A 21158-nucleotide genomic window follows, 5' to 3' on the forward strand; every position below is an offset into this window, starting at 1 on the left:
CTTTTATCAAAAGTATTCTATTGACGTCATCTATCTTTTGGCCTTTTTCAATATTTAGTAAAACCAGTAATTTATTAGAATTTTGTTTAGAAAAGTAGGATACGTCATTCTGGTTAATACTGTATGGCGTAAAATCAATTGAAGCTTTAATTTGTTTAGAAATAGTATCATTTTTCATACTTGGATCTGCAGTAACCAAAGCCAAATCATTATAAAACTCTTTATTTTCTTCATATATTTTAACCTCATACTCTTTTTGAGATTTAATATCCTTAGCAATTTTAAAAAAACCATAAGCATTTAAAGTAATAAAATATGTAGCAATTAATCCAAGTCCTAGAAAATGCCATTTTGGTCGTTTTAAAGGTTCACTCTCATAATTAGAAATAACATTTCTAGGAGCAGTTTCTTTATAATGATGCTGACCACATTTTCTACAAATAAACTCAACAGACTTTCTTAATGGTATTAAAGGAATCCAGAACAAGTAAAAGTAGCTAGCACTACCTTGCACATTAAAAGACTCAACACTATTGCATTTACTGCAAACTGTATTTCCCTTAAGCTCTTTACTTTTAACTTTAGAGCTTCGTATACCAAATATTAAGAAAAACATAAACTAATTATTTTGAATCTTGCTAAGCTATTAAAATTATTAATATTCAAATTAATCTTGATTAAGACTTATCATAAATAAGTATTATTATACACTATGTTTACATAATCATTCTTGAAGTTGAAAAAAAAATTTGTGAATTAATTCAAAATTATTAATTTCACAACCAGCTATAAATCAGAAAAATTGCCCTAAAAGATGAAAAAGTACTTTATTCTATGTCTTACTGCATTCTTTGCGTTTTCATGTGAAAATGATGATTCAGTAACTCCTGTTGTTGAACCTGCTGTAATTGCAGAATTTAAAACCAACCTGTCTGAATTAAATTTATTCACAGGAAACTTAAATGAACTCAGCATTACTCCACATGCTTTCGAATATCAACTCAACACTACATTATTTTCAGATTACGCTCATAAACAACGTATTATTGCACTGCCTGAAAACACAAGCATGGAGTTTGATGGTAATGATTTACCAATTTTTCCAAATAATACTGTAATCGCTAAAACATTTTATTATAATATTGATGATAGAGATTTATCCTTAGGAAAGACCATAGTTGAAACTCGTATTCTTATTAAACTTAATGGAGATTGGGAAACAGGAGATTACAAATGGAATGAAGACCAAACCGACGCAACCTTGGATTTAGTAGGAAGTGAAATACCCGTAACATGGATTGATGCAAACGGAACTAATAATTCTACAACTTATAAAATTCCGTCTGACACTGATTGCTTTACATGTCATAGTACTTTTAATAGAGCTACACCAATTGGTCCAAAATTAAGATCTATGAATTTTGAAATTGACGGAGTTAATCAATTAGAACAATTTACAAACAATGGTCAATTAACAGGTTTCTCTGACAGTACTCCTGTTACAAGGCTTCCTAACTGGGAAGACACTTCAAATTCATTAGAATCTAGAGCTAGAGCATACATGGACATAAACTGTGCGCATTGTCATATACCAGGTGGTTATTGTGAAAATGAGTCTACTTTAGATCTTGCTTTCGAAACTCGATTAGAGGATAGTAATATTGTAGAACGAAATTTTAGTATCCAATACAGAATTTCAACTACTATAGAAGGAATAGGTATGCCATTTATAGGAACTACACTACTTCACACTGAAGGAGTAGACGTAATACAAGCATATTTGGATACACTTTAAGAATCACGTTAAAAAAATACTAAAATCGATCCTGATTTTGAAAGATTCTTAGTATAATCCGTATTTTCATCAAAATTTAATAAAACCGACTATTTTGAAACATTTATCAATCAAGCTACTTCTTGTAGTTTCGGCTTTCTTGGCATTTTCATGTTCTACAGCCAAAAAAGCTAGCAAATCGAAAAAAAATGCCACCGCAATGGCAAAACCACCAGCAAAAAAGCCTGGCAAAAATGACCCAAAACCTTATAATAAGGTCATCACTAAAGATGCTAAAAGCGACAAAGGGTTATTCACTGTTCATACTTTAAATGACAAGTATTACTACGAAATTCCTGATTCTTTATTTGATAGAGAAATGCTTATGGTAACTCGTATTTCTAAAACTGCAGCTGGTTTAGGCTTTGGTGGAGGAAAACAAAACGAACAAGTATTACGTTGGGAGAAAAAAGGAAAAAAAGTTATACTACGTGTTGTGTCTTATAACGTTGTTGCTGCAGATTCACTTCCTGTGAATGAAGCCGTTTCTAACTCTAACTTTGAACCTGTTTTATACACGTTCCCAATTAAAGCATATAGTAAGGATTCTACAAGCACTGTAATTGATGCCTCTCCTTTATTCTCAAAGGATGTAAAATCTTTAGGTTTACCTCAATTTAGAAGAAGGCCATACAAAATCACACGTTTAGAAAGTGATAAATCATTTATTGAAAATATTAAAAGTTACCCAAGAAATATTGAAGCGAGACATGTAAAAACTTATGCTGCTGGTTCTCCACCTTCTAACTCAAGTACAGGTAGTATTTCTATAGAAATTAATAACTCGATGATTCTTTTACCAGACAACCTTATGAAACGTCGTTATTTTGACGAGCGTGTTGGGTGGTTTGCTAGAAGTCAAACAGATTACGGCTTAGGAGACCAAAAAAGTAAATCTTTAACATTCTTAGATCGTTGGAGATTAGAAGTTAAAGATGAAGATTTAGAAAAGTTTAATCGAGGAGAATTAGTTGTTCCTAAAAAACAAATTATTTATTACATTGACAGAGCGACTCCCGTAAAATGGAGAAAATATATTAAGCAAGGTATTGAAGATTGGCAAGTAGCATTTGAAGCTGCAGGTTTCAAAGATGCGATTATAGCTATGGATCCTCCTTCTGTTGAAGAAGATCCAGAATGGAGTCCAGAAGATGTACGTTATTCTGTAGTACGTTATTTAGCGTCACCAATTCCTAATGCAAATGGTCCTCACGTAAGTGACCCGAGAACTGGAGAGATTTTAGAAAGTGACATTAACTGGTATCACAATGTAATGTCATTATTACGTGGTTGGTTCTTTGTACAAACTGCTGCTATTAATCCAGATGCTCAAAGTCCTCAATTTAAAGATGAAGTTATGGGACGTTTAATTCGTTTTGTATCTGCACACGAAGTTGGACATACTTTAGGCTTACCTCATAACATGGGAAGTAGCGTTGCTTATCCTGTAGAAAAATTACGTGATGCTGCATTTACACAAAAGTTTGGTACTGCGCCATCAATCATGGATTATGCTCGTTTTAACTACGTAGCTCAACCAGGTGATGAAGGAGTAGCATTAATGCCAAACATTGGAATCTATGACAAATATGCTATTGCTTGGGGTTACAAACCTATTTTAGACACATCTGCTGAAGATGAAAAATCTACTTTAAATAAATGGATTATGGACCATGCTGGAGATCCAATGTATCGTTTTGGACACCAACAAGTAGGTGATATTCACGATCCAAGTTCTCAAACTGAAGATTTAGGTGATGATGCAATGTTAGCTAGTGATTACGGAATTAAAAACTTAAAGCGTATTGTTCCTAACTTAATTAGCTGGACGACAGAAGCTGGAGAAGACTATGATGATTTACAGGAAATGTATGGTCATGTAGTTTCTCAATTTAACCGTTACATGGGACATGTTTCTAATAATATTGGTGGAGTTTATGAACATTATAAGGCTGCAGATCAACCAGGAGCAGTTTATACTGCTGTAGCTAAAGACCATCAAAAAAGAGCAATGAAATTTATTCAAGAAAATTTATTTACAACTCCAGAGTGGTTAATTGATAAAACTATTTTTGATCGTATTGAATATTCTGGTTCTGTAGATCGTGTTAGAGCATTACAAGCAAGAACACTTAATAACATTTTGAGTTTAGGTAAAATGCAACGTTTAACAGAAGCAAATACTTACGATAGTAAGGCGTATTCTCTAACAGAAATGATGAGAGACCTTCGTACTGGTGTTTGGAGTGAATTACGAAATGGAAAGAAAATTGACACATACAGACGTAACTTACAACGTGTACATATTGATAGATTAGGTTATTTAATGACCGCTAAGAACCAACGTAAAGCGCCTGCTTTTGGAGGTTACCAAAAATCTACTGCTGTAAACACAAGTCAGTCAGATATTAGAGCAGTTGTAAGAGCTGAGCTAAAAACATTACGTAGTCAATTACGTTCAGCACGTGGTGGAGATTCTATGAGCAGAATACACATTGCAGATGCAATAGAGCGTATTAATCTTATTTTAGATCCTAAGTAATCTAAATTAGAATACAATTTAAAAAAAGGCTTCAAATTAATTTGAAGCCTTTTTTATGTTTAATAATGAAGGATATTATTCCTCACCTGTTTGTTTTAAATTCTCTATATCATTTTCAATAGACAAAATTAAAAGGCTTGTAGCTGTACAAAACACAGGACTTGTAATACAGTGATGACCACTCCAACTTCCGTCTCTATTTTGAATTTTCATTAATCGTCCAGAAACATCATCATACCAAGTTTTCCAGTCATCGTCATCGTTAACAACCATTGACTCTCCTGTTTGTAAAAAACTTAAAAATTCCTCACCTCCATTGTTTCCAAAACCAGACATCACATCATTTTGTTGTGCTTGAACTTTGGAAGCATTATAAACATTGTAAGAAGAAGTGTAACCTATAGCTTCGTTTTCTGAAACACCAATATCTTGAAGATTTTCTACAGTAACTTTATCTCCCTCTTTTAGCTTACCATCTTTTTTTGCTTTTGCAATTAACTCTCTAGCTTTTCTTGCATCTTTTGCAGAGCCTCGTGCAGAATTACTAACTGAATACAAAATTATACCTGCTCCATCTGTAGTTTTTACAGATTTTGAATCTTCATCATAATTATCTCTTAGATAATTTTTCTGACTTGTTACTACAACTTCATCTAACGTTGCACCAACTGAACCAGCAGATTCTAAAGCACTTGTCGCTAAACCAGATTGTAAAACTCCAGCCCAACCTGCTCCTTTTACTTTTCCATCAGATCCTGTTGCATTTTGAATTTTATCCACACAAATATCCAAGCATTTCTCAATACGCTTTTTTGTTTTTCTATCAATTTTATCTTTCAATAAATTTGAAAAGAACTGTGCTGTTAAAACAGCATCTATATTATTTCCTAGTTTCCTTTGTATCTGTGTCCCTTTTTCTGAGGTGATGAACGTATCATCTTTAGACACACTTTCGACCTGAGTTAACAAAAACTCTAATGCTTTTTTAAGTTGCTCTTTGTATTGCCCTTTTTTCAATGTACTGCCACTTCGCAATATTGCCATAGCTGCCATTGACGTTGTTGCAGGATCTGCATTTACAGCATACGGATTCATTTCCTCTTGTCTATTATGACTACCTGCTCCATATCCTCCGTTTTCTAATTGTGCTTTTGCCAACCAACCTAAACCATCATTGACAATGGATTGTATATTTTCTTTTATCTTAAATTGCGCATAACCATCAGAAGACTGCTCCCCAAATGTGGTCATAAACACACAACCTTTTTCTCTGTTTGCTTCTGCTACCTGTTGCCATTCTGAAGTTTTGTTAACCGATAAAGCTGTAACTACAAATAGCGCAATAACACCTGTAATTCCAACTAAAATTTTTGTTTTTGTTTGCATAATCTTTCGTTTTTTGATTCAACTAAAAGTATTATGATAACTTAGGTTAAAGAACACATAATGAGTGTACTCTGCTTTTCAATGAGTAAAAACCTATTTTAAGGAAGTATAGTTTTTATAATTTTATGATAATCTTTAAACTCAATAAGGTTATTATGATCTCCACCTTCGATGGTTATAAAATTTAAATTATCTAAACCTAATTCTGAAAGCTTCTTACCTGAAGTATATGGCACAAGATTATCGTCTGTGCCATGAATAATTGTGATATGACAAAGCGTCTTAGGCAAGTTTTTAAACGTAGGAAAATGATACCTCAACAATTGCTTAACCGGAAAGATTGGAAAACGTTGTTTTGCTACATCTAAAATACTGTGGTAAGGTGTTTCTAAAATGAGCTGTTTTGGATTGTTTTTTGAAGCTACATAAGACGCTATTCCTGTTCCGAGAGATCTTCCGTATAACGTAATTTGATTTTCTGAATATTGTTTCAACAAATAATCATAGCAATACTGAGCATCCTTATAAAATCCTTGCTCACTTAATTTTCCTTTGCTTTTGCCATAAGTTCTGTAATCCATAACTAAAACATCGTATTGCATTGCAGCAAAATATTCAGTGATATTTCCCCAACGACTAAGGTCGCCTGCATTACCATGAAAATAAAGGATAGCGCCTTTTGGATTATCTACTTTAAAATGTAGTGCATTTATTACAGCATCATCATCCGTTTTAAGAAACAACTCCTCAAAAGGATAGTCAAATTGATATTGATAATCTTGCTCTAGCGTTGTTGGTAAAAACAATAATTTTTCTTGAAAAAAGTGAAGTGCTGATCCTATCATAACATATAGACCAAAAAGTATAATAACTAACTTTTTAAGCTTTCTTTTTTGTTTTCTTTGAGCTATGAATAACATTAATACTTGTGGTTTCTAAATCAATGGTTTTGGGTTGACTATTAAGAATATCATCTAACATACTATGATACGATTCAAAATTATTTAAATTTTTGTGTCCACCTCCAATAACCGTATGCAACTTTGTGAGTTTTGGTTTAATTTGAGATAATTTTACACTCGTTTTATACGGAATCAACTTATCGTGCGTGCCATGAATAATATGAATAGGACATTGCACATATTTTAACCATTTGTATGTTGGTAAAGGATATTTCATCAACAAAGACAAAGGCATAAAAGGGGCATAACGTGCGGTAACTTTAGTTAAGCTATAATATGGCGCATCCAAGATTAATAGTTTAGGATTATTCATTGAAGCTAATTTCGTAGCGAAACCAGAGCCTAATGAGCGTCCATAAAGAATTATCCTGTCTTCTGTTGTTAACTCTTTTATCTTATTATAAACGAGTTGCAAATCGCGCTTAATAGCCTTTTGAGATCGTTTTCCTGTGCTTTTACCAAAACCACGATAGTCTACCATCAAAACATTATAACCATGTCTTGTAAAATCTACTGCAAACTTTCCCCAACCTTTAATGCTTTTAGAATTTCCTTTAAGATATAGCACCACTCCTTTGCTTTCTCCTTTTGGAAAAAATCGCAATCCATTAATTACGGCACCATCTCTAGTTTCTAAATTATACTCTTTAGTTTCTTGGTTTTCATAATCGAACAGAAAATCCTTTGGTAGTTTTTCTGGTTTAAACAGCATATAATCTTGTAGGTAATATAAGGCGACACTAATACCAATATATATTACTAAAATTAAAAATGCAGTCGAAACCCAGTATGCCATAGATGCTTGTTATTTACACAATATACAAATTATTGATTATCCTGCTTTTCAATATAGTATAGAATGGGCTTATCATTTATAAACACATCTTTTAATACGGCTTCACCATCTTGCACAGCTACTAATGCATAAGTCTTATTTATAGTGTCTCGTCTTCTATTGTATTCTCTATAAATATCTTCCGCAGGTTTTGCTTTAAATTCGTCCATATAATAGCGATTAAATTCCAATTGAAAATTCACACTATTACTTTTAGAATTATACCATTGTACTTTTGCTTCAACAAAATCTCTATCGCTATTTTTTTCAGTTTTACTAACACTATGAAGCTTAGCAAAACCCGAGCTATCAGTTTCGAGATAAACTAAAATCTTATCTCCCCTTCTCAATGTAGAGTCCATAGTTTCGGCAGTGTTTAATTCATAATTTAAAGTTACATACTTCCCTCTAAATGGATCACTTGGATCAATAGGTCTGGTTTTAAATTTATAAACTGTTCCTGTTTTTAAAACCGCTTCTTTATCAAAAATCATCTTTGCAGGCACAAACAACTGCAATATTACTACAGCTATAAATATTAGAAATACATGTATCGTCTTCATACGTTTTATTTTAATGTTTTATGATTCAATTCTTTTTGCTTTTTAAGCATTATATAGTTAGTTAAGAAAAACCCAAGTCCAACACTAACAAACAATAGGCCTCGTAATACAAAACTCATATCTGTATCAAAGAATCGACACACTATCATTGCAGTAATAATTAAAAGTCCATAATTTAGAATACTAAATCGAAAACTATCAGCGCCAATTTTAATGGCAAACACTCCTAAAGCTAGCACAATAACATTCGTAAATATTGTACCTAATCCATAATTACTGTGACCTATAGCAAATACAACCACAAATAATATAAACATATATTGAAATAGATTGAATTTTAAATTTTCCTTATTCTTTCTTGAGTAAAGCAATAGTCCTAAAGCGGCAATAAATAAGGCAATGGATATTAACATCTCATATGAATTGAAAACTATAAGTTCATTCTGCATTTCTTTCCATATCATATTAAAGCTAAGAATCATCCACAATATTACTGTTCCTAACGAGCCTATTACCACAAAACTATTCCGTCTCAATTGTTGATTGTTGTAAACATGCATCTTTCCTAAATTATAAAACAAACCAAATAGCATGGCATACATTAAAAAGCCTAAAGACCAATTAGACCCAATAAATGCCCCAAGAATTATAGTGAGACTTAGCGCATATAACCAATTAAAAATAGAAGTTGAATTTGCTTTAGGTGCTTGCTTTAATAAATTAATATAAAAAGGAATTGTACCTAATAACATTGCGAAATATAACCAAGGTGCTTTATCAGCATTACCAAAACTATAACCTAACTCGCAAGCATAATATGTTGCAAAAACAATAATTAGCATCGTGACCGCTTTTGAATTAAGTACATAAATTAGAGGAAGACCCAATACAATCCATGTTAGCAAATACCCACTCAAATCTCCTGGTATATTATAAATCTGACTAATAAGTGCTATTGATGCTCCAATGGCAAAAAACAAAAACGTGCCAGAAGATTCTTTCCATGCTTGACTCTTCTTTTTCAAGATACTATATCCTGAAACTACCTGCCCTAAAATCAGTGGTAGAAAAGCAAAACATGTTTTAACCAGCTTAGAAAAATTGTCCCAATTATGAGCAAGGATTAATATAATGCCTAATCCAACTAAAGCAGAACCTAACACTCCAAAAATAGTAAACAATCTGTTTGGTTGTTCATCTGCTTTCGATTGATAATACGCGGTAATATTTGAAGCTACATCATCTGAAATAATATTATGCTCTAATAATTCCGGTAATTCATTTAATAGTTTTGATTTCATGAGTTTATTTTTATTGTTTCTTTATGGACACATGCTGTTCGCTATTTATCATTTCTATTGGTGATAAAATTTTGAACATGCTCGTTTCATAATACGTTTAATTTAAATAGTTCAAAAACACATCTGCAAATGGGTCTTGATTAACAACTGTGTAATAAAATAAAGCGCCTAACCATCCATGACACACTCCAAGCACATAGATATTCTTTATTTTTAAATAGACATAGCCATAAAACAATGCTAAAATAAAAGTACCTAGCATCAACCAAGTTGATGGATAATGAACAACTGAAAACAAAATAGCTGTAGCAAATATGATTGTTGCTCTTTTAAATTTAAAGCTTTTTAAACTATTCAAATTTCCTGCAACCAATCCAATAACTAAAAATTGTTGAACACTTCCCCAAATAGGATATGTTATTAGTAATGGTATAATATGCCAAGTTATGTTTAATGTCCCTTGAAAATAGCCAATGATAAAAAAAGACAGTATTGAAACAATAGCAAATGGTAATACAAGTTTTATAACGGATTTAAAATTATCTAATCTAAAACCCCAATCCTTCAACACCATATTATTTTTTTTGTAACGATACCAAACATAAATGGACCAACCAAGAATTGTAATTAGCACAAAAGGCAACCTCCAATTAAGATAATCTACAAAAAGAAATTTACCAATAGCTGTTAGTGCTACTGTAATGATTTCTAGAATTCTTACTCTATCAGAAATAGGCCTTGAGAGCTTTGTATTTGAAAACTCTATAAGATATTTAGTTAATTTATTTTTCATGATGAATCTTAATTTAAAACCTCGCAGTTCTAAACCAATCTGCGAGGTTTTGGGTTACTAACTAACCTATCATCAAAACTACTTTTAGTCTTCTTTAATTTCAATTTCTTTATCAATATATGCTACATCTCTAGTATTCTTTTGCACTGCAATAGCTGCAAAAAGACTAAGAGTAAACGACATGGCATAAAATCCTTTTTCACTTAATTCTAAATCCGCATTCCATAAACCAATAACTAGTAATACGATTGCAGCTATGGATGTAAACCAACTAATTCCATAATACATATCAGTAACCTGTATATCTTCTAACTTATCTCTAACTGCTTTTTGCACTGAAATGACAGAAAACAAACCGAATAGTAAAATTGTAAAATAGTAACCTTTCTCATTGAGTTCCATAGTAGCATTCCAAAGTCCAATACAATATGAAGTCATACCTATAAGTAAGGCTGTCCATGATGCTCCAATAAAAGCCGGAGTTGGTTTCTGATTATAAACTTTTTCTTCCTTGATTTTTGTTTTTACTTTTTCTTCATCTTTTAATGAAACTGTTGTTTGATAATTCATAATGTTTTGTTTTAATGATTACAGGACAAATCTGCAACAAAACCAAATAGCACAAAAATCAATCTTTACATAAAACTGACGACTTAATTTATATTATTTATTTTAAAAACTTATATTTATTGTCTTTATAAAAATAATTATGACGACTAAATGATAGCTATAAAAACCATAATTGATACTTTAAATTCTGAAGAGCAACAGAAATTTGTAGCTTATCTACATCAAAAGAATAAAAGAAAGGATACAAAAAATGTGCAATTATTTAAGTTATTATCTAAACCTGAAAGTGATTCTAAATCAATTTGCAAACAACTCTACAAAACAGAAAAAAGCAATGCTTACCATGCACTTAGAAAGCGATTATTTCAATCCTTAATCGATTTTACAGCAAATAAAAATCTAGAAGACGAAAATTCTATAGATATGCAGATTATTAAATACATCCTTGCTTCTCGCACATATCTGCTTCAAAAAAACTATGATATCGCTTATAAAATTTTAGACAAAGCTGAACGCCTTGCAGACGAGCATTTACTATTTCCAATTCTTAACGAAATCTATCATACTAAAATTCAGTATGCTCCAAATTACCAAAAAGTTGATTTAGAAATTCTAATTTCTAAACAAAAAGAAAACCAGAAAAAACATCAATTAGAAGACCAATTAAATATAGTGTACGCTAAACTAAAGACGGTTTTAAATGCAATAAGCTATCAAGGAAAAGTTATAAATTTTGAAACTGAGCTTACCCAAATTCTAAAAGCATCTCATATAGAACTTAATGAATCTCTTTCGTTTAAATCCTTATATCAGATTTTAGCGATTGCAAACATATCTGCTTTGGTTACAACCAAATATTTTCAGATTGAAGGTTTTGTTTTAAAGAGTTACGATATTCTAAAGAATAAAAAAGACACAAATAAACAGCTCTATTATCAAATTCAGATTGTTTACATCATTGCTAATACGCTTTTTAGGAACAAAAAATTTGAAGCCTCTATAAAGTACATTAAAGAGATGGAACAACTCATGGTTCTTAAAAAAGGCATATACCAAAAAGAATTTATTCTAAAGAAAACTTTAGTCAAAGCCTTAAACCTCAACTACGCTAACCAACAAGAAGAAGCCATCTCTCTTATTAAAAGCGTCATTGAGAAAAAACATAATGACATTGAATCCTTACTAGACTTACACCTTTCGCTTTTAATGTTTTACTTTCAGAAAGGTGAATACGATAAAGCAAAATCAATATTATCTAAATTTTATCACACAGATAAATGGTATATTGAAAAAGCTGGAATAGATTGGGTTATTAAAAAGAACGTCGCAGAACTGTTGCTTTATATAGAAATACAAGAAGACAATTTATTTTACTCTAGATTAAAGAGTTTTAATCGTGGCTATACAGCTTATCTCAAAGAGATTGGACAAATGCGTATTATAACCTTCTTAAGTTTTGCTGAACAGTATTATAAAAAACAAACCATTATAACAACAGAGGGTTTTAAAAATAAAATAGAAACAGCTTTTGAATGGACCTCGACTTATGAAGAAGATATCTTTGTTATAAGCTTTTATGCATGGTTAAAAAACAAAATAGAACAAAGCAATTTACACAAGACAACACTTCAACTTTTAAATAAATCTTAATTGTTAAAATTGATGTTAAAATTCATTCCTCATTTAAACTATAATAAACAATCAAAGTCTTAACTAATATAACATAAAACAATTAAAAAATGAAGAAATTAATCGTAATTGCCTTAGCTCTATTTACTTTAAATGGTGTGGCACAAGAAAAAAGAAAAAGAGCATCAGAGCGTCATGACAAAATGGAACTAAGAAAAGACATGACACCTAAAGATATCGCAGATTTAAAAGCAAAAAAAATGACATTGCATTTAGACCTAACTGATACTCAACAACAAAAAGTACATCAACTAATCCTAAAACAAGCTGAAGTAAATCAGAGTTTAAGAAAAGAGCATAAAGCTGATGGTGAAAAAAGAGAAAAACCATCAAAAGAAGAACGCGTAAAAATGCAAAATCACAAACTCGATCAACTGATTGCAATGAAGCGTGAGCTCAAGACCATTTTAACACCAGAACAATATGCTAAGTTTGAAAAAATGGAACCTAAAAAACATGGAAAACATGGAAAACGAAGCAAAAAACAATAGTTGCATATAGTTTTTAAAAGAAAAAGTATCGCTTAGGCGATACTTTTTCTTTTAATTGAATAAAATTCTTATTTTAGTACTCAAATTAATTAAACTATCCATAATGAAAAAGGTAATTACACTATGCTTGTTCGCTTTTGCAATGATTTTGGGGACACAATCTGTAATGGCGCAATCTAAAATTGAAATAAACGCTGAAGCTTCAGAAAAAACAGAAGCTCTAAGAAAGTATGTAAAATTTAATGACAATCAACGTGATGAAATTTATAATGCCCTAAGAGTTTATGGAGAAGCTAGAGCTAGTCTTAAGAATAATACATCAAATCCAGAAGTTGTTGCTAAAATTGAAAACCAATTAGATGAGCAAGTCAAAGCGGCTTTAACTGATGAGCAATACGAACGTTACAAATCTTTTTCTCAAGAATAAATAATCAAAGTAAATCATAAAAAAATCTCGCAAATTGCGAGATTTTTTATTTATAAGTCTTTTGCAATAGCCTCAACTGCCGCAATAGTTTCATTTAAATCTAGGTAAGTAAGCGCATCAGTAATAAACCATGTTTCAAAAGCACTCGGAGCAATATAAATTCCTTTATCTAACATACCATGAAAGAACTTTTTAAAGGTTTCATTATTCCCTTTAGCTGAAGAATCAAAATCCACAACAGCATCTTCAGAAAAATGCACCGAAATCATAGACCCAATCCTATTAATAGTATGTGTTACTTTGTTCTTATTTAAAGCATCGGCAATACCATTATGAAGGTATTTAGTTTTCTCATCTAACCTATTCATCAAACCTTTGTCAGCATCAATAGATTTAAGCATAGCTAATCCAGCTGCCATAGCTAATGGATTTCCACTTAATGTCCCAGCTTGATACACAGGTCCGAGCGGAGCTAAATGATTCATAATCTCATCTCTAGCCGCAAAAGCACCTACTGGCAAACCACCACCAACTACTTTCCCAAAACAAACGATATCAGCATCAACATTTTTCAACTCTTGCACACCTCCTTTAGCCAATCTAAATCCAGTCATAACTTCATCAAAAATCAATAAAATATCATTCGCATCACAAATCGCTCTTAATCCTTCAAGAAAACCATCTACTGGAGGGATGCAACCCATATTGCCAGCAACTGGCTCTATAATAATTGCAGCTATTTCATTGATATTAGCTTCAACTAGTTCTTTTACATTACTTAAATCATTATACTTTGCCAACAAAGTATCTTTAGCTGTACCTTCTGTCACACCTGGACTATTAGGTGTTCCTAAAGTTACAGCTCCACTTCCCGCTGCAATTAAAAAAGAATCACTATGTCCATGATAGCAACCTGCAAATTTTATGATTTTATCCTTTTTAGTAAATCCACGTGCTAGTCTAACTGCGCTCATACAAGCCTCAGTACCCGAATTAACAAAACGAATCTTATCAATGTTAGGCACCATAGAAACTGCCAACTCAGCAATCTCTGTTTCTAGAGCCGTTGGCATTCCGAAAGAGGTTCCTGCTTTTGCTTTTTCAACTACAGCATCTACAACAGGAGGAAATGCATGCCCAAGCAACATTGGCCCCCAAGAATTGATATAATCAATAAAACGGTTACCATCTTCATCGTACACATATGCTCCTTTAGCCGATTTGGCAAAAATTGGTGTTCCTCCAACAGCACTAAATGCTCTTACAGGAGAATTAACACCACCAGGAATAACGTCTTTTGCTGCTTTAAATAAAGCACTACTTCTTTTATATAACATAAATTAATTAGGAATCATTATTTCTTGACCTATAGTAAGGTCATTAGTATTTAGATTATTTAAATCTTTTATAATATCTACTGTAGTGTTATAGCGTTTAGAAAGTGAGTACAAGGTATCCCCTTTTTCAATAATATGACGTATCACACCACTATTAACTCTAACTCTCTCAACTCCATTACTACCCAAAACCTCTTCGTCATATTTATAGAGTTTATAACGTTCTATTAAGCTAATGAGTTTTTGAGGATATTTTCTATCAGTAGCATAACCTGCAGCTTTTAATCCTTTTGCCCATCCTTTGTAATCATTAGGCTTTAATTTAAAAAGTTTAGCATAACGTTTACGACCTATTAAAAATTTAGAATGATCTTCATAAGAGGATTCAGCTTTTCTATATTTTCGAAAGCATTCTTGGGCGGCATCATCATCATGATAAATTTTTGCACCTTTCCAGCCATGACATTTAATTCCGAAATGGTTATTAGCCTTTACAGCTAATCGACCACGACCAGAACCAGATTCTAAAATACCTTGTGCCAAGGTAATACTTGCTGGTATTTTAGATTTACGCATTTCCGTCTTTGCAATTGTCACATAACTAGAGATATAGTTATCTATTGAAGATGGAGGTTTTGTTGTTTTAACCTCAACTTCCTTTATATCAGTTTCAGTTGTTTTTGCTCCTTCTTTTACATCAACAGTCTTAGTCTTATTATTCTTCTTCTTTGTTACAATTCCTTTTTTGGAACCACAACTAAAAGCTAACGCAACAATTATTATAACTATATATTTAAATTTTGTCTTCATTCGTCTATTAAAGGTAGGTTTTTACGTTTTAGTTTCAAATTCATACCAGTAATACCTTGTAAGCCACCAGTATGAATTGCTAATATTTTTGAGTTTTTTGGAAAAAACCCTTTCCCTATTAAATCCATAATCCCAAACATCATTTTCCCTGTATAAATTGGATCTAACGGAATACTGTAATCTTTCCTAAATTTATTTATAAACGTAATCAATTCTGGTTTTATTTTTCCATAGCCACCAAAATGATAATCAGTAACCAAGTCCCAATTCTCATTCTTGGCAAATTTACGAATATCTTCTTTTAAAAAGTCGCCTTTTAACGCAGGAAAACCTAATACTTTTTGATTGTCCTTCGCTGAATTTATTAAGCCAGAAATTGTACCTCCTGTACCAACACAACAGCAGATATAATCAAACTGATTGTCTTCTTTAGTTAAAATTTCTTCGCAACCTTTAATTGCTAAACTATTTGTACCGCCTTCTGGAATGAGATAAAAATCGCCGAATTTAACCCTAAGCTTTTCAATAAACTCTACACTAGATTTAGACCTGTAATCTTCTCGTGTAACAAATAAAAATCTCATTCCACATGATTGCGCAAATCTTAAAGTTGGGTTGGATTCTATCTTACTTTCTAATTCATCTCCCCTTATCACTCCAATGGTCTTAAAACCACTTTCCATACCAGTATAAGCCGTTGCCGATATATGGTTAGAAAAAGCTCCACCAAAAGTCAACAAAGTCTTGCTCTTCAATTTTTTAGCTTCAGAAATATTATATTTAAGTTTACGGTATTTATTACCAGAAATGAATGGATGGATGAGATATTCTGGTTTTATAAAGACCTGATTATCAATCTGAAAACTACTTAAGTCTGAATTTTTTATCACTTTAACTAAAATTTCGAATAAAACATTAAAAAAAACGTTAAAATACTTATATTTTTTGATACTTTTAAGAGCCCAAACCCTACAAATCTATATTTAAGAATCACCTACAATATTGCACACTATGTGACATTTATGGTGTAGCCTCGTCCAAAATTATAGATTATGATTAAAAAACTACTATTTCTCTTAATTATTTTTACCACTTGCATTAAAGGATTTTCGCAAGATGACCCTTGTAATGCTATTCCTTTACCACTTAGCGCTTTTGGCTCTTGTACATATGCTATTGGAGATAATACTGGAGCTACAGATTCAGATTTAACCAATCCTAATATTGACGCTCCTACTGGTTGTGATCCAGTAAGTGCAAACTATAATGGTGCTGACGTTTGGTTTTATATCGATCTTGGGCCTACTACTACAAGTATACAGATAGACTTAACTCACATTGGAACCTCTAATTTTGATGATGGTGTTGCAGCGCTTTATACAGGTACCTGTGGTGGAACTTTAACCATTGTCGAATGTGATGATGATTCAGGTTCTGGTACTCTTGAAGCCAATTTTAGTGTTTTAAATGGTCTTACACCTAGCACAAGAGTATATATTCGTGTTTGGGAATGGGGAGGTTTTGACGAAGGTACTTTTAATATTTGCGCTTCAGAGGTTGAAGATCCTTGTAATAGCATAACCAATATACCTGTTTGTGGCACCACACCAATAAACTCTACAATAGCTTCTGGTTTTGGAGCTATTAACGACTCAACCTGTATTGACGTTCCTGGAGATGAAGCTGTTTTTTCATTTACACCAACAGTAACTGGCAATTACACAATTACTCAAATTTCAACTTTCGATCATATAAATTATTTGTATCAAACAAGTTGTGCAGTAACAGGATGGACATGTATTGATGATTTAATTGGCAATAATGAAACAAGCGGTTCTTTTAACATGATAGCTGGTACAACCTATTATATTATGCTTGATTCTGAGAATAGTAATGGAGGTAATGTTAGCTTTACTTTAAATTGCCCTCTACCACCTCCTGAATGTGGCGATATTTTTTATGATAGTGGTGGAGTTAGTGGCAATTACTCAGACAATGAATTAGAAACCACAACAATTTTCCCTGACACTCCTGGAGATGCAGTAACGGCAACTTTCACATTATTTGACTTAGAATTTGCCGACGATTTATATATTTATGATGGACCAACAGCAGCATCGCCTCTAATAGGAGTTTTCAATGGTACAGGTATTCCTGGCCCTTTTACATCTTCGGACCCAACTGGTGCCTTAACTTTTGTTTTTGATAGTGATTCCTCCGTAGTATATAGTGGTTGGGCAGCTAACTTAACTTGCGCACCTTATGTACCACCTACAATATGCGGTTCTACATTTACCGATAGTGGTGGTGCTGGCAGTAATTATTCTGATGGTGAAAATACAACCACAACATTAACACCAGACATACCAAATACTTTTTTAGCAGCAAATTTTACAGCTTTTGAAACAGAAAATACCTATGATTTTCTCTATATTTATGATGGTCCGAATAATACATTTCCGCTTATAGGAACTTATACTGGCACAAATAGCCCTGGTAATGTTACTTCTACACATCCTAGTGGTGCTTTAACTTTTGTATTTACTAGTGATGGTTCATCTACAGATTCTGGATGGATTGCTGACATTACTTGTATTACAGTAGCGCCTACGTGTGGTGATATGTTTTACGATAGTGGTGGTGCTACAGGAAATTATGGACCTAATGAAAACGAAACCACAATTATTACACCCATAACAGCAGGAGATGCGGTTACTACAACTTTTACAGCTTTTAATCTTGCTGCTGGTGATTTTTTAGAAGTTTTTGATGGTGCAACATCGTTAGGTCAATTTTCTGGAACTACACTTCCAGGTCCTTTTACAGCAACAAATCCTTCAGGCGAATTAACTTTTGTTTTTACCAGTAATGGAAGTGGCACGCAATCTGGTTGGGCTGCAAATATTACCTGCAGCATTTTATGTAATTTAAATATTACTGATACCGTTTACCCTATTGGCGCAAACACCTGTACTTCTGACTATTCAGAACTTATTGCTACTACAGCTGGAATCCCAGGAGGTACAACTACTATTTCTCCTTTTCCTGAAAACTTTGACAATGCTGGTCTCCCTACTGGATGGACAATAGATAATGGAATCGGAGGAGGTGTATGGTCTATTAATAATTCATCAAACGCAGGCGGCACACCATATGAAGCGACATTATCTGGCGGTTTTAGTACAACGGCTAATGGAAACCGTACATTAACCTCACCAGCAATTAATATTAATGGCCAAACCAATTTACAATTAAACTTAGAACAATATTTAAACCATTATAGTAGCTCATATCTTTACACCATTTCAATACAAACAAATTTAGATGGCACTGGCTGGGTAAATCAATACGTTGTAAACAATGTTGCTAATAATATTGGACCAGAAACTCGTACTATTGATTTGTCTTCATTATCAGGAAACAGTTTACAAATTCGTTTCCTATTAAACGGATTTCCATTTGGCTTAAATTACTGGTATATAGATGACATTATATTAACAGGAGAGACTCCTGCAGTAACACCTACAATCACATGGAGTCCACAGATAGGATTATATACAGATCCTGGACTTACTACAGCTTATATGGGAGAGAATTTAGCTACTGTATATGCAGCACCAGATGGTTTTGAGACTTATACAGCAACAGACCAAAATAGTTGTGACAATACTATTGATGTACAACATAGCAAAAAAGTTTGGAACGGATCTATTGATGATGATTGGATGAACCCTTTAAATTGGTCAGATGACACTTTTCCTGATGCTACAGACTGCGTAATTATACCAAATACAACTAATAACCCTGTAATATATGGAAACGATAGTGGTGATGGATTAAATTTAACCATTGAAGCTGGTGCTACTTTAACTCTAGATGATAATAATACTGATACTGATTACGCAGGTTTAATTATACAAGATTTTATTGACATACAAAATAGTGGAGTGTTACATATTCAAAACAATTCAAGCTTGGTTCAGATTAACGAAATTGGGATTAATGTAAACAATAATATAGGTACTGGAACATTAATTATGGACAGAGTGCCTTTTGTAAGTAATACAGACTATGTGTATTGGTCTTCTCCTGTTTCTAACATGAGTTTATCCAATATTTATGGTCTTGACACACCTAATGCAACGTATCAATGGAGACCTACAATACCCAATGGTACTTTTACTCTACCTCCAGGCCCTTGTACTCCAAATATAATTCCTTTTTGCCATGGAGATTGGGAAGTATATTCTGGAAATATGGATATTGGCAAAGGTTATATATCTAGCGGTCCAACAAGTCAAGGTGCTACACCATCTGACTATACTACTTCCGTTTATGGAAGTTTACCTAACAATGGCATTATTACTCATATAATTGAAAGCGGTACTAATTTGTCTACTAACTGTGATTTTACACATTTGGTTAATGGAAATTCAATAACTGTCACACCGTTTGACGACAATTGGAATCTTATAGGTAATCCTTACCCTTCTGCAATTAGTGCAAATGCATTTATTGGTTATTCTTCTAGTGGAGTAGATAATTCCTCAATTGAAGGAGCAATACATATCTGGACACATGGAACAGATGCCAATGGAGTTAATCCTGACCCGTTTTATGACGATTATGTCTTAAACTATAATCCTAATGATTATTTAACTTATAATCTTTCTGGACCTAACACATACCCTAATGAAATCGTTGCTACAGATTATTTTATTGGAGCAGGTCAAGGTTTCTTTGTATTAGCAGACTTTGATAATGGATCTAATAATGTCACTTTTAGTAATTCCATGAGGAACATAATTCATGATAATACTAATTTTTATAGAAATAGTAGCAATGAAAATACTGAAACAACTAATACTATTGAGCGTCATCGTATATGGCTCAACTTAAGCAATGAAAGTGAGCAAACTTCTAGTACAATGGTAGGTTATATTGAAGGTGCTAGTCAATCAAAAGACAGAACTTTTGATGCTTATACTTTTGAATCTAACACTATGAGTATTTATTCCATGATAGAAGACGAGCGCATGGTGATACAAGGACGTCAACTACCTTTTGATGTTAATGATCAAGTGCCTTTAGGACTTGATATTCTTGAAGAAGGGAATTATACAATATCAATTAGTGGTGTTGATGGCTTATTTGAAGATAATAATTCTCAAGACATTTACCTTGAGGACACTCATGAAGGGATTATACATGATTTAAGATCTAGTCCATATACTTTTAACTCAGATATAGGAAAATTTAAAGACAGATTCATTCTAAGATACACAAACAACAGTCTTAATATTAAAAGTTATGATTCTACAATTGGAATTAAAATTTTTGAAGAAAATGAAAAAATTGTTATTAAATCAGATTATGCAAATATCCAATCCATTGAAGTATATGACATTCTTGGCAGAACACTGTTCTTCAATAAATCCGTAAACATTAATCGCTTTATAATAAATTCACTACAACCAAAAGACACTGCTTTATTTTTAAAAATAAAATTGGTTGACGGCAAACAAAAAATAGCGAAGGTTATTTTCTAATAAAGTTTTTAAAACTAAATATTGGCCTTGACTTTAAATAGTTAAGGTCTTTTTCTTTTTTGTTTTTTT

At 32.4% G+C, this 21158-nt stretch carries 17 protein-coding genes; 6 read left to right on the forward strand and 11 right to left on the reverse strand.

Annotation, left to right across the window (positions count from 1 at the left end; all coding sequences use genetic code 11):
* On the reverse strand, positions 1–616 hold a 616-nt coding region (locus QZZ53_RS12045), incomplete at its 3' end, for a hypothetical protein (RefSeq protein ID WP_296384979.1).
* A gap of 198 nt (positions 617–814) precedes the next feature.
* Between QZZ53_RS12045 and QZZ53_RS12050 the strand changes: the two genes are divergently transcribed.
* Positions 815–1795: a hypothetical protein gene (locus tag QZZ53_RS12050; protein WP_296384981.1), complete on the forward strand. Its 981-nt coding sequence runs from the start codon at positions 815–817 to the stop codon at positions 1793–1795.
* Positions 1796–1886: 91 nt separating this feature from the next.
* Positions 1887–4376, forward strand: coding sequence for a zinc-dependent metalloprotease (locus QZZ53_RS12055; RefSeq protein ID WP_296385013.1), 2490 nt, complete (start codon positions 1887–1889; stop codon positions 4374–4376).
* A gap of 75 nt (positions 4377–4451) precedes the next feature.
* On the opposite strand, the gene QZZ53_RS12060 is transcribed toward QZZ53_RS12055, so the two are convergent.
* The 7 genes from QZZ53_RS12060 to yiaA all read right to left on the reverse strand — a co-directional run bounded on the left by QZZ53_RS12060 (position 4452) and on the right by yiaA (position 10786).
* On the reverse strand, positions 4452–5762 hold the full coding sequence (locus tag QZZ53_RS12060; protein WP_296384983.1) for a hypothetical protein: 1311 nt from the start codon (positions 5760–5762) through the stop codon (positions 4452–4454).
* Between the two features lie 98 nt (positions 5763–5860).
* On the reverse strand, positions 5861–6607 hold the full coding sequence (locus tag QZZ53_RS12065; RefSeq protein ID WP_296384986.1) for an alpha/beta hydrolase: 747 nt from the start codon (positions 6605–6607) through the stop codon (positions 5861–5863).
* 34 nt (positions 6608–6641) lie between these two features.
* On the reverse strand, positions 6642–7520 hold the full coding sequence (locus tag QZZ53_RS12070) for an alpha/beta fold hydrolase (protein ID WP_296384988.1): 879 nt from the start codon (positions 7518–7520) through the stop codon (positions 6642–6644).
* 29 nt (positions 7521–7549) lie between these two features.
* Positions 7550–8122, reverse strand: a complete 573-nt coding sequence (locus tag QZZ53_RS12075) for a GDYXXLXY domain-containing protein (protein WP_296384990.1) — start codon at positions 8120–8122, stop codon at positions 7550–7552.
* Between the two features lie 5 nt (positions 8123–8127).
* Positions 8128–9423, reverse strand: a complete 1296-nt coding sequence (locus QZZ53_RS12080) for a DUF2157 domain-containing protein (protein ID WP_296384993.1) — start codon at positions 9421–9423, stop codon at positions 8128–8130.
* A 97-nt stretch (positions 9424–9520) separates the two neighbouring features.
* A complete protein-coding gene (locus tag QZZ53_RS12085) occupies positions 9521–10216 on the reverse strand; it encodes a CPBP family intramembrane glutamic endopeptidase (protein WP_296384996.1) in 696 nt (231 codons plus the stop codon).
* A gap of 84 nt (positions 10217–10300) precedes the next feature.
* The gene (gene yiaA, locus QZZ53_RS12090; RefSeq protein WP_296384998.1) at positions 10301–10786 is read right to left on the reverse strand and encodes an inner membrane protein YiaA; all 486 of its coding nucleotides are present in this window, start codon (positions 10784–10786) and stop codon (positions 10301–10303) included.
* A 150-nt stretch (positions 10787–10936) separates the two neighbouring features.
* Here yiaA and QZZ53_RS12095 point away from each other — a divergent pair, with 150 nt between their 5' ends.
* The 3 genes from QZZ53_RS12095 to QZZ53_RS12105 all read left to right on the forward strand — a co-directional run bounded on the left by QZZ53_RS12095 (position 10937) and on the right by QZZ53_RS12105 (position 13393).
* Positions 10937–12436 (forward strand): hypothetical protein, encoded by a 1500-nt coding sequence (locus QZZ53_RS12095; protein ID WP_296385000.1) that lies wholly within the window; start codon positions 10937–10939, stop codon positions 12434–12436.
* 89 nt (positions 12437–12525) lie between these two features.
* Positions 12526–12966 (forward strand): Spy/CpxP family protein refolding chaperone, encoded by a 441-nt coding sequence (locus QZZ53_RS12100; protein ID WP_296385002.1) that lies wholly within the window; start codon positions 12526–12528, stop codon positions 12964–12966.
* Positions 12967–13069: 103 nt separating this feature from the next.
* Complete coding sequence (locus QZZ53_RS12105) at positions 13070–13393, forward strand: hypothetical protein (RefSeq protein WP_296385003.1); 324 nt, start codon at positions 13070–13072, stop codon at positions 13391–13393.
* Positions 13394–13443: 50 nt separating this feature from the next.
* Here QZZ53_RS12105 and hemL read toward each other — a convergent pair whose 3' ends face one another.
* Genes hemL through QZZ53_RS12120 form a run of 3 tightly spaced genes read right to left on the reverse strand, consistent with a single transcriptional unit; the run spans position 13444 to position 16430 of the window.
* Positions 13444–14730: a glutamate-1-semialdehyde 2,1-aminomutase gene (gene hemL / locus QZZ53_RS12110; RefSeq protein ID WP_296385006.1), complete on the reverse strand. Its 1287-nt coding sequence runs from the start codon at positions 14728–14730 to the stop codon at positions 13444–13446.
* A 3-nt stretch (positions 14731–14733) separates the two neighbouring features.
* Positions 14734–15540, reverse strand: a complete 807-nt coding sequence (locus tag QZZ53_RS12115; protein ID WP_296385008.1) for a glucosaminidase domain-containing protein — start codon at positions 15538–15540, stop codon at positions 14734–14736.
* The gene (locus QZZ53_RS12120) at positions 15537–16430 is read right to left on the reverse strand and encodes a pyridoxal-phosphate dependent enzyme (protein ID WP_296385010.1); all 894 of its coding nucleotides are present in this window, start codon (positions 16428–16430) and stop codon (positions 15537–15539) included. The genes QZZ53_RS12115 and QZZ53_RS12120 overlap by 4 nt, the downstream gene beginning before the upstream one ends.
* A gap of 162 nt (positions 16431–16592) precedes the next feature.
* Between QZZ53_RS12120 and QZZ53_RS12125 the strand changes: the two genes are divergently transcribed.
* Entirely contained in the window at positions 16593–21089 is a 4497-nt protein-coding gene (locus tag QZZ53_RS12125) for a CUB domain-containing protein (RefSeq protein WP_296385012.1), read from the forward strand.
* Positions 21090–21158: the final 69 nt, after the last annotated feature.

This window comes from Winogradskyella sp. (assembly GCF_016744625.1).
In the GTDB taxonomy this organism is placed as follows: Bacteria; Bacteroidota; Bacteroidia; order Flavobacteriales; family Flavobacteriaceae; genus Winogradskyella.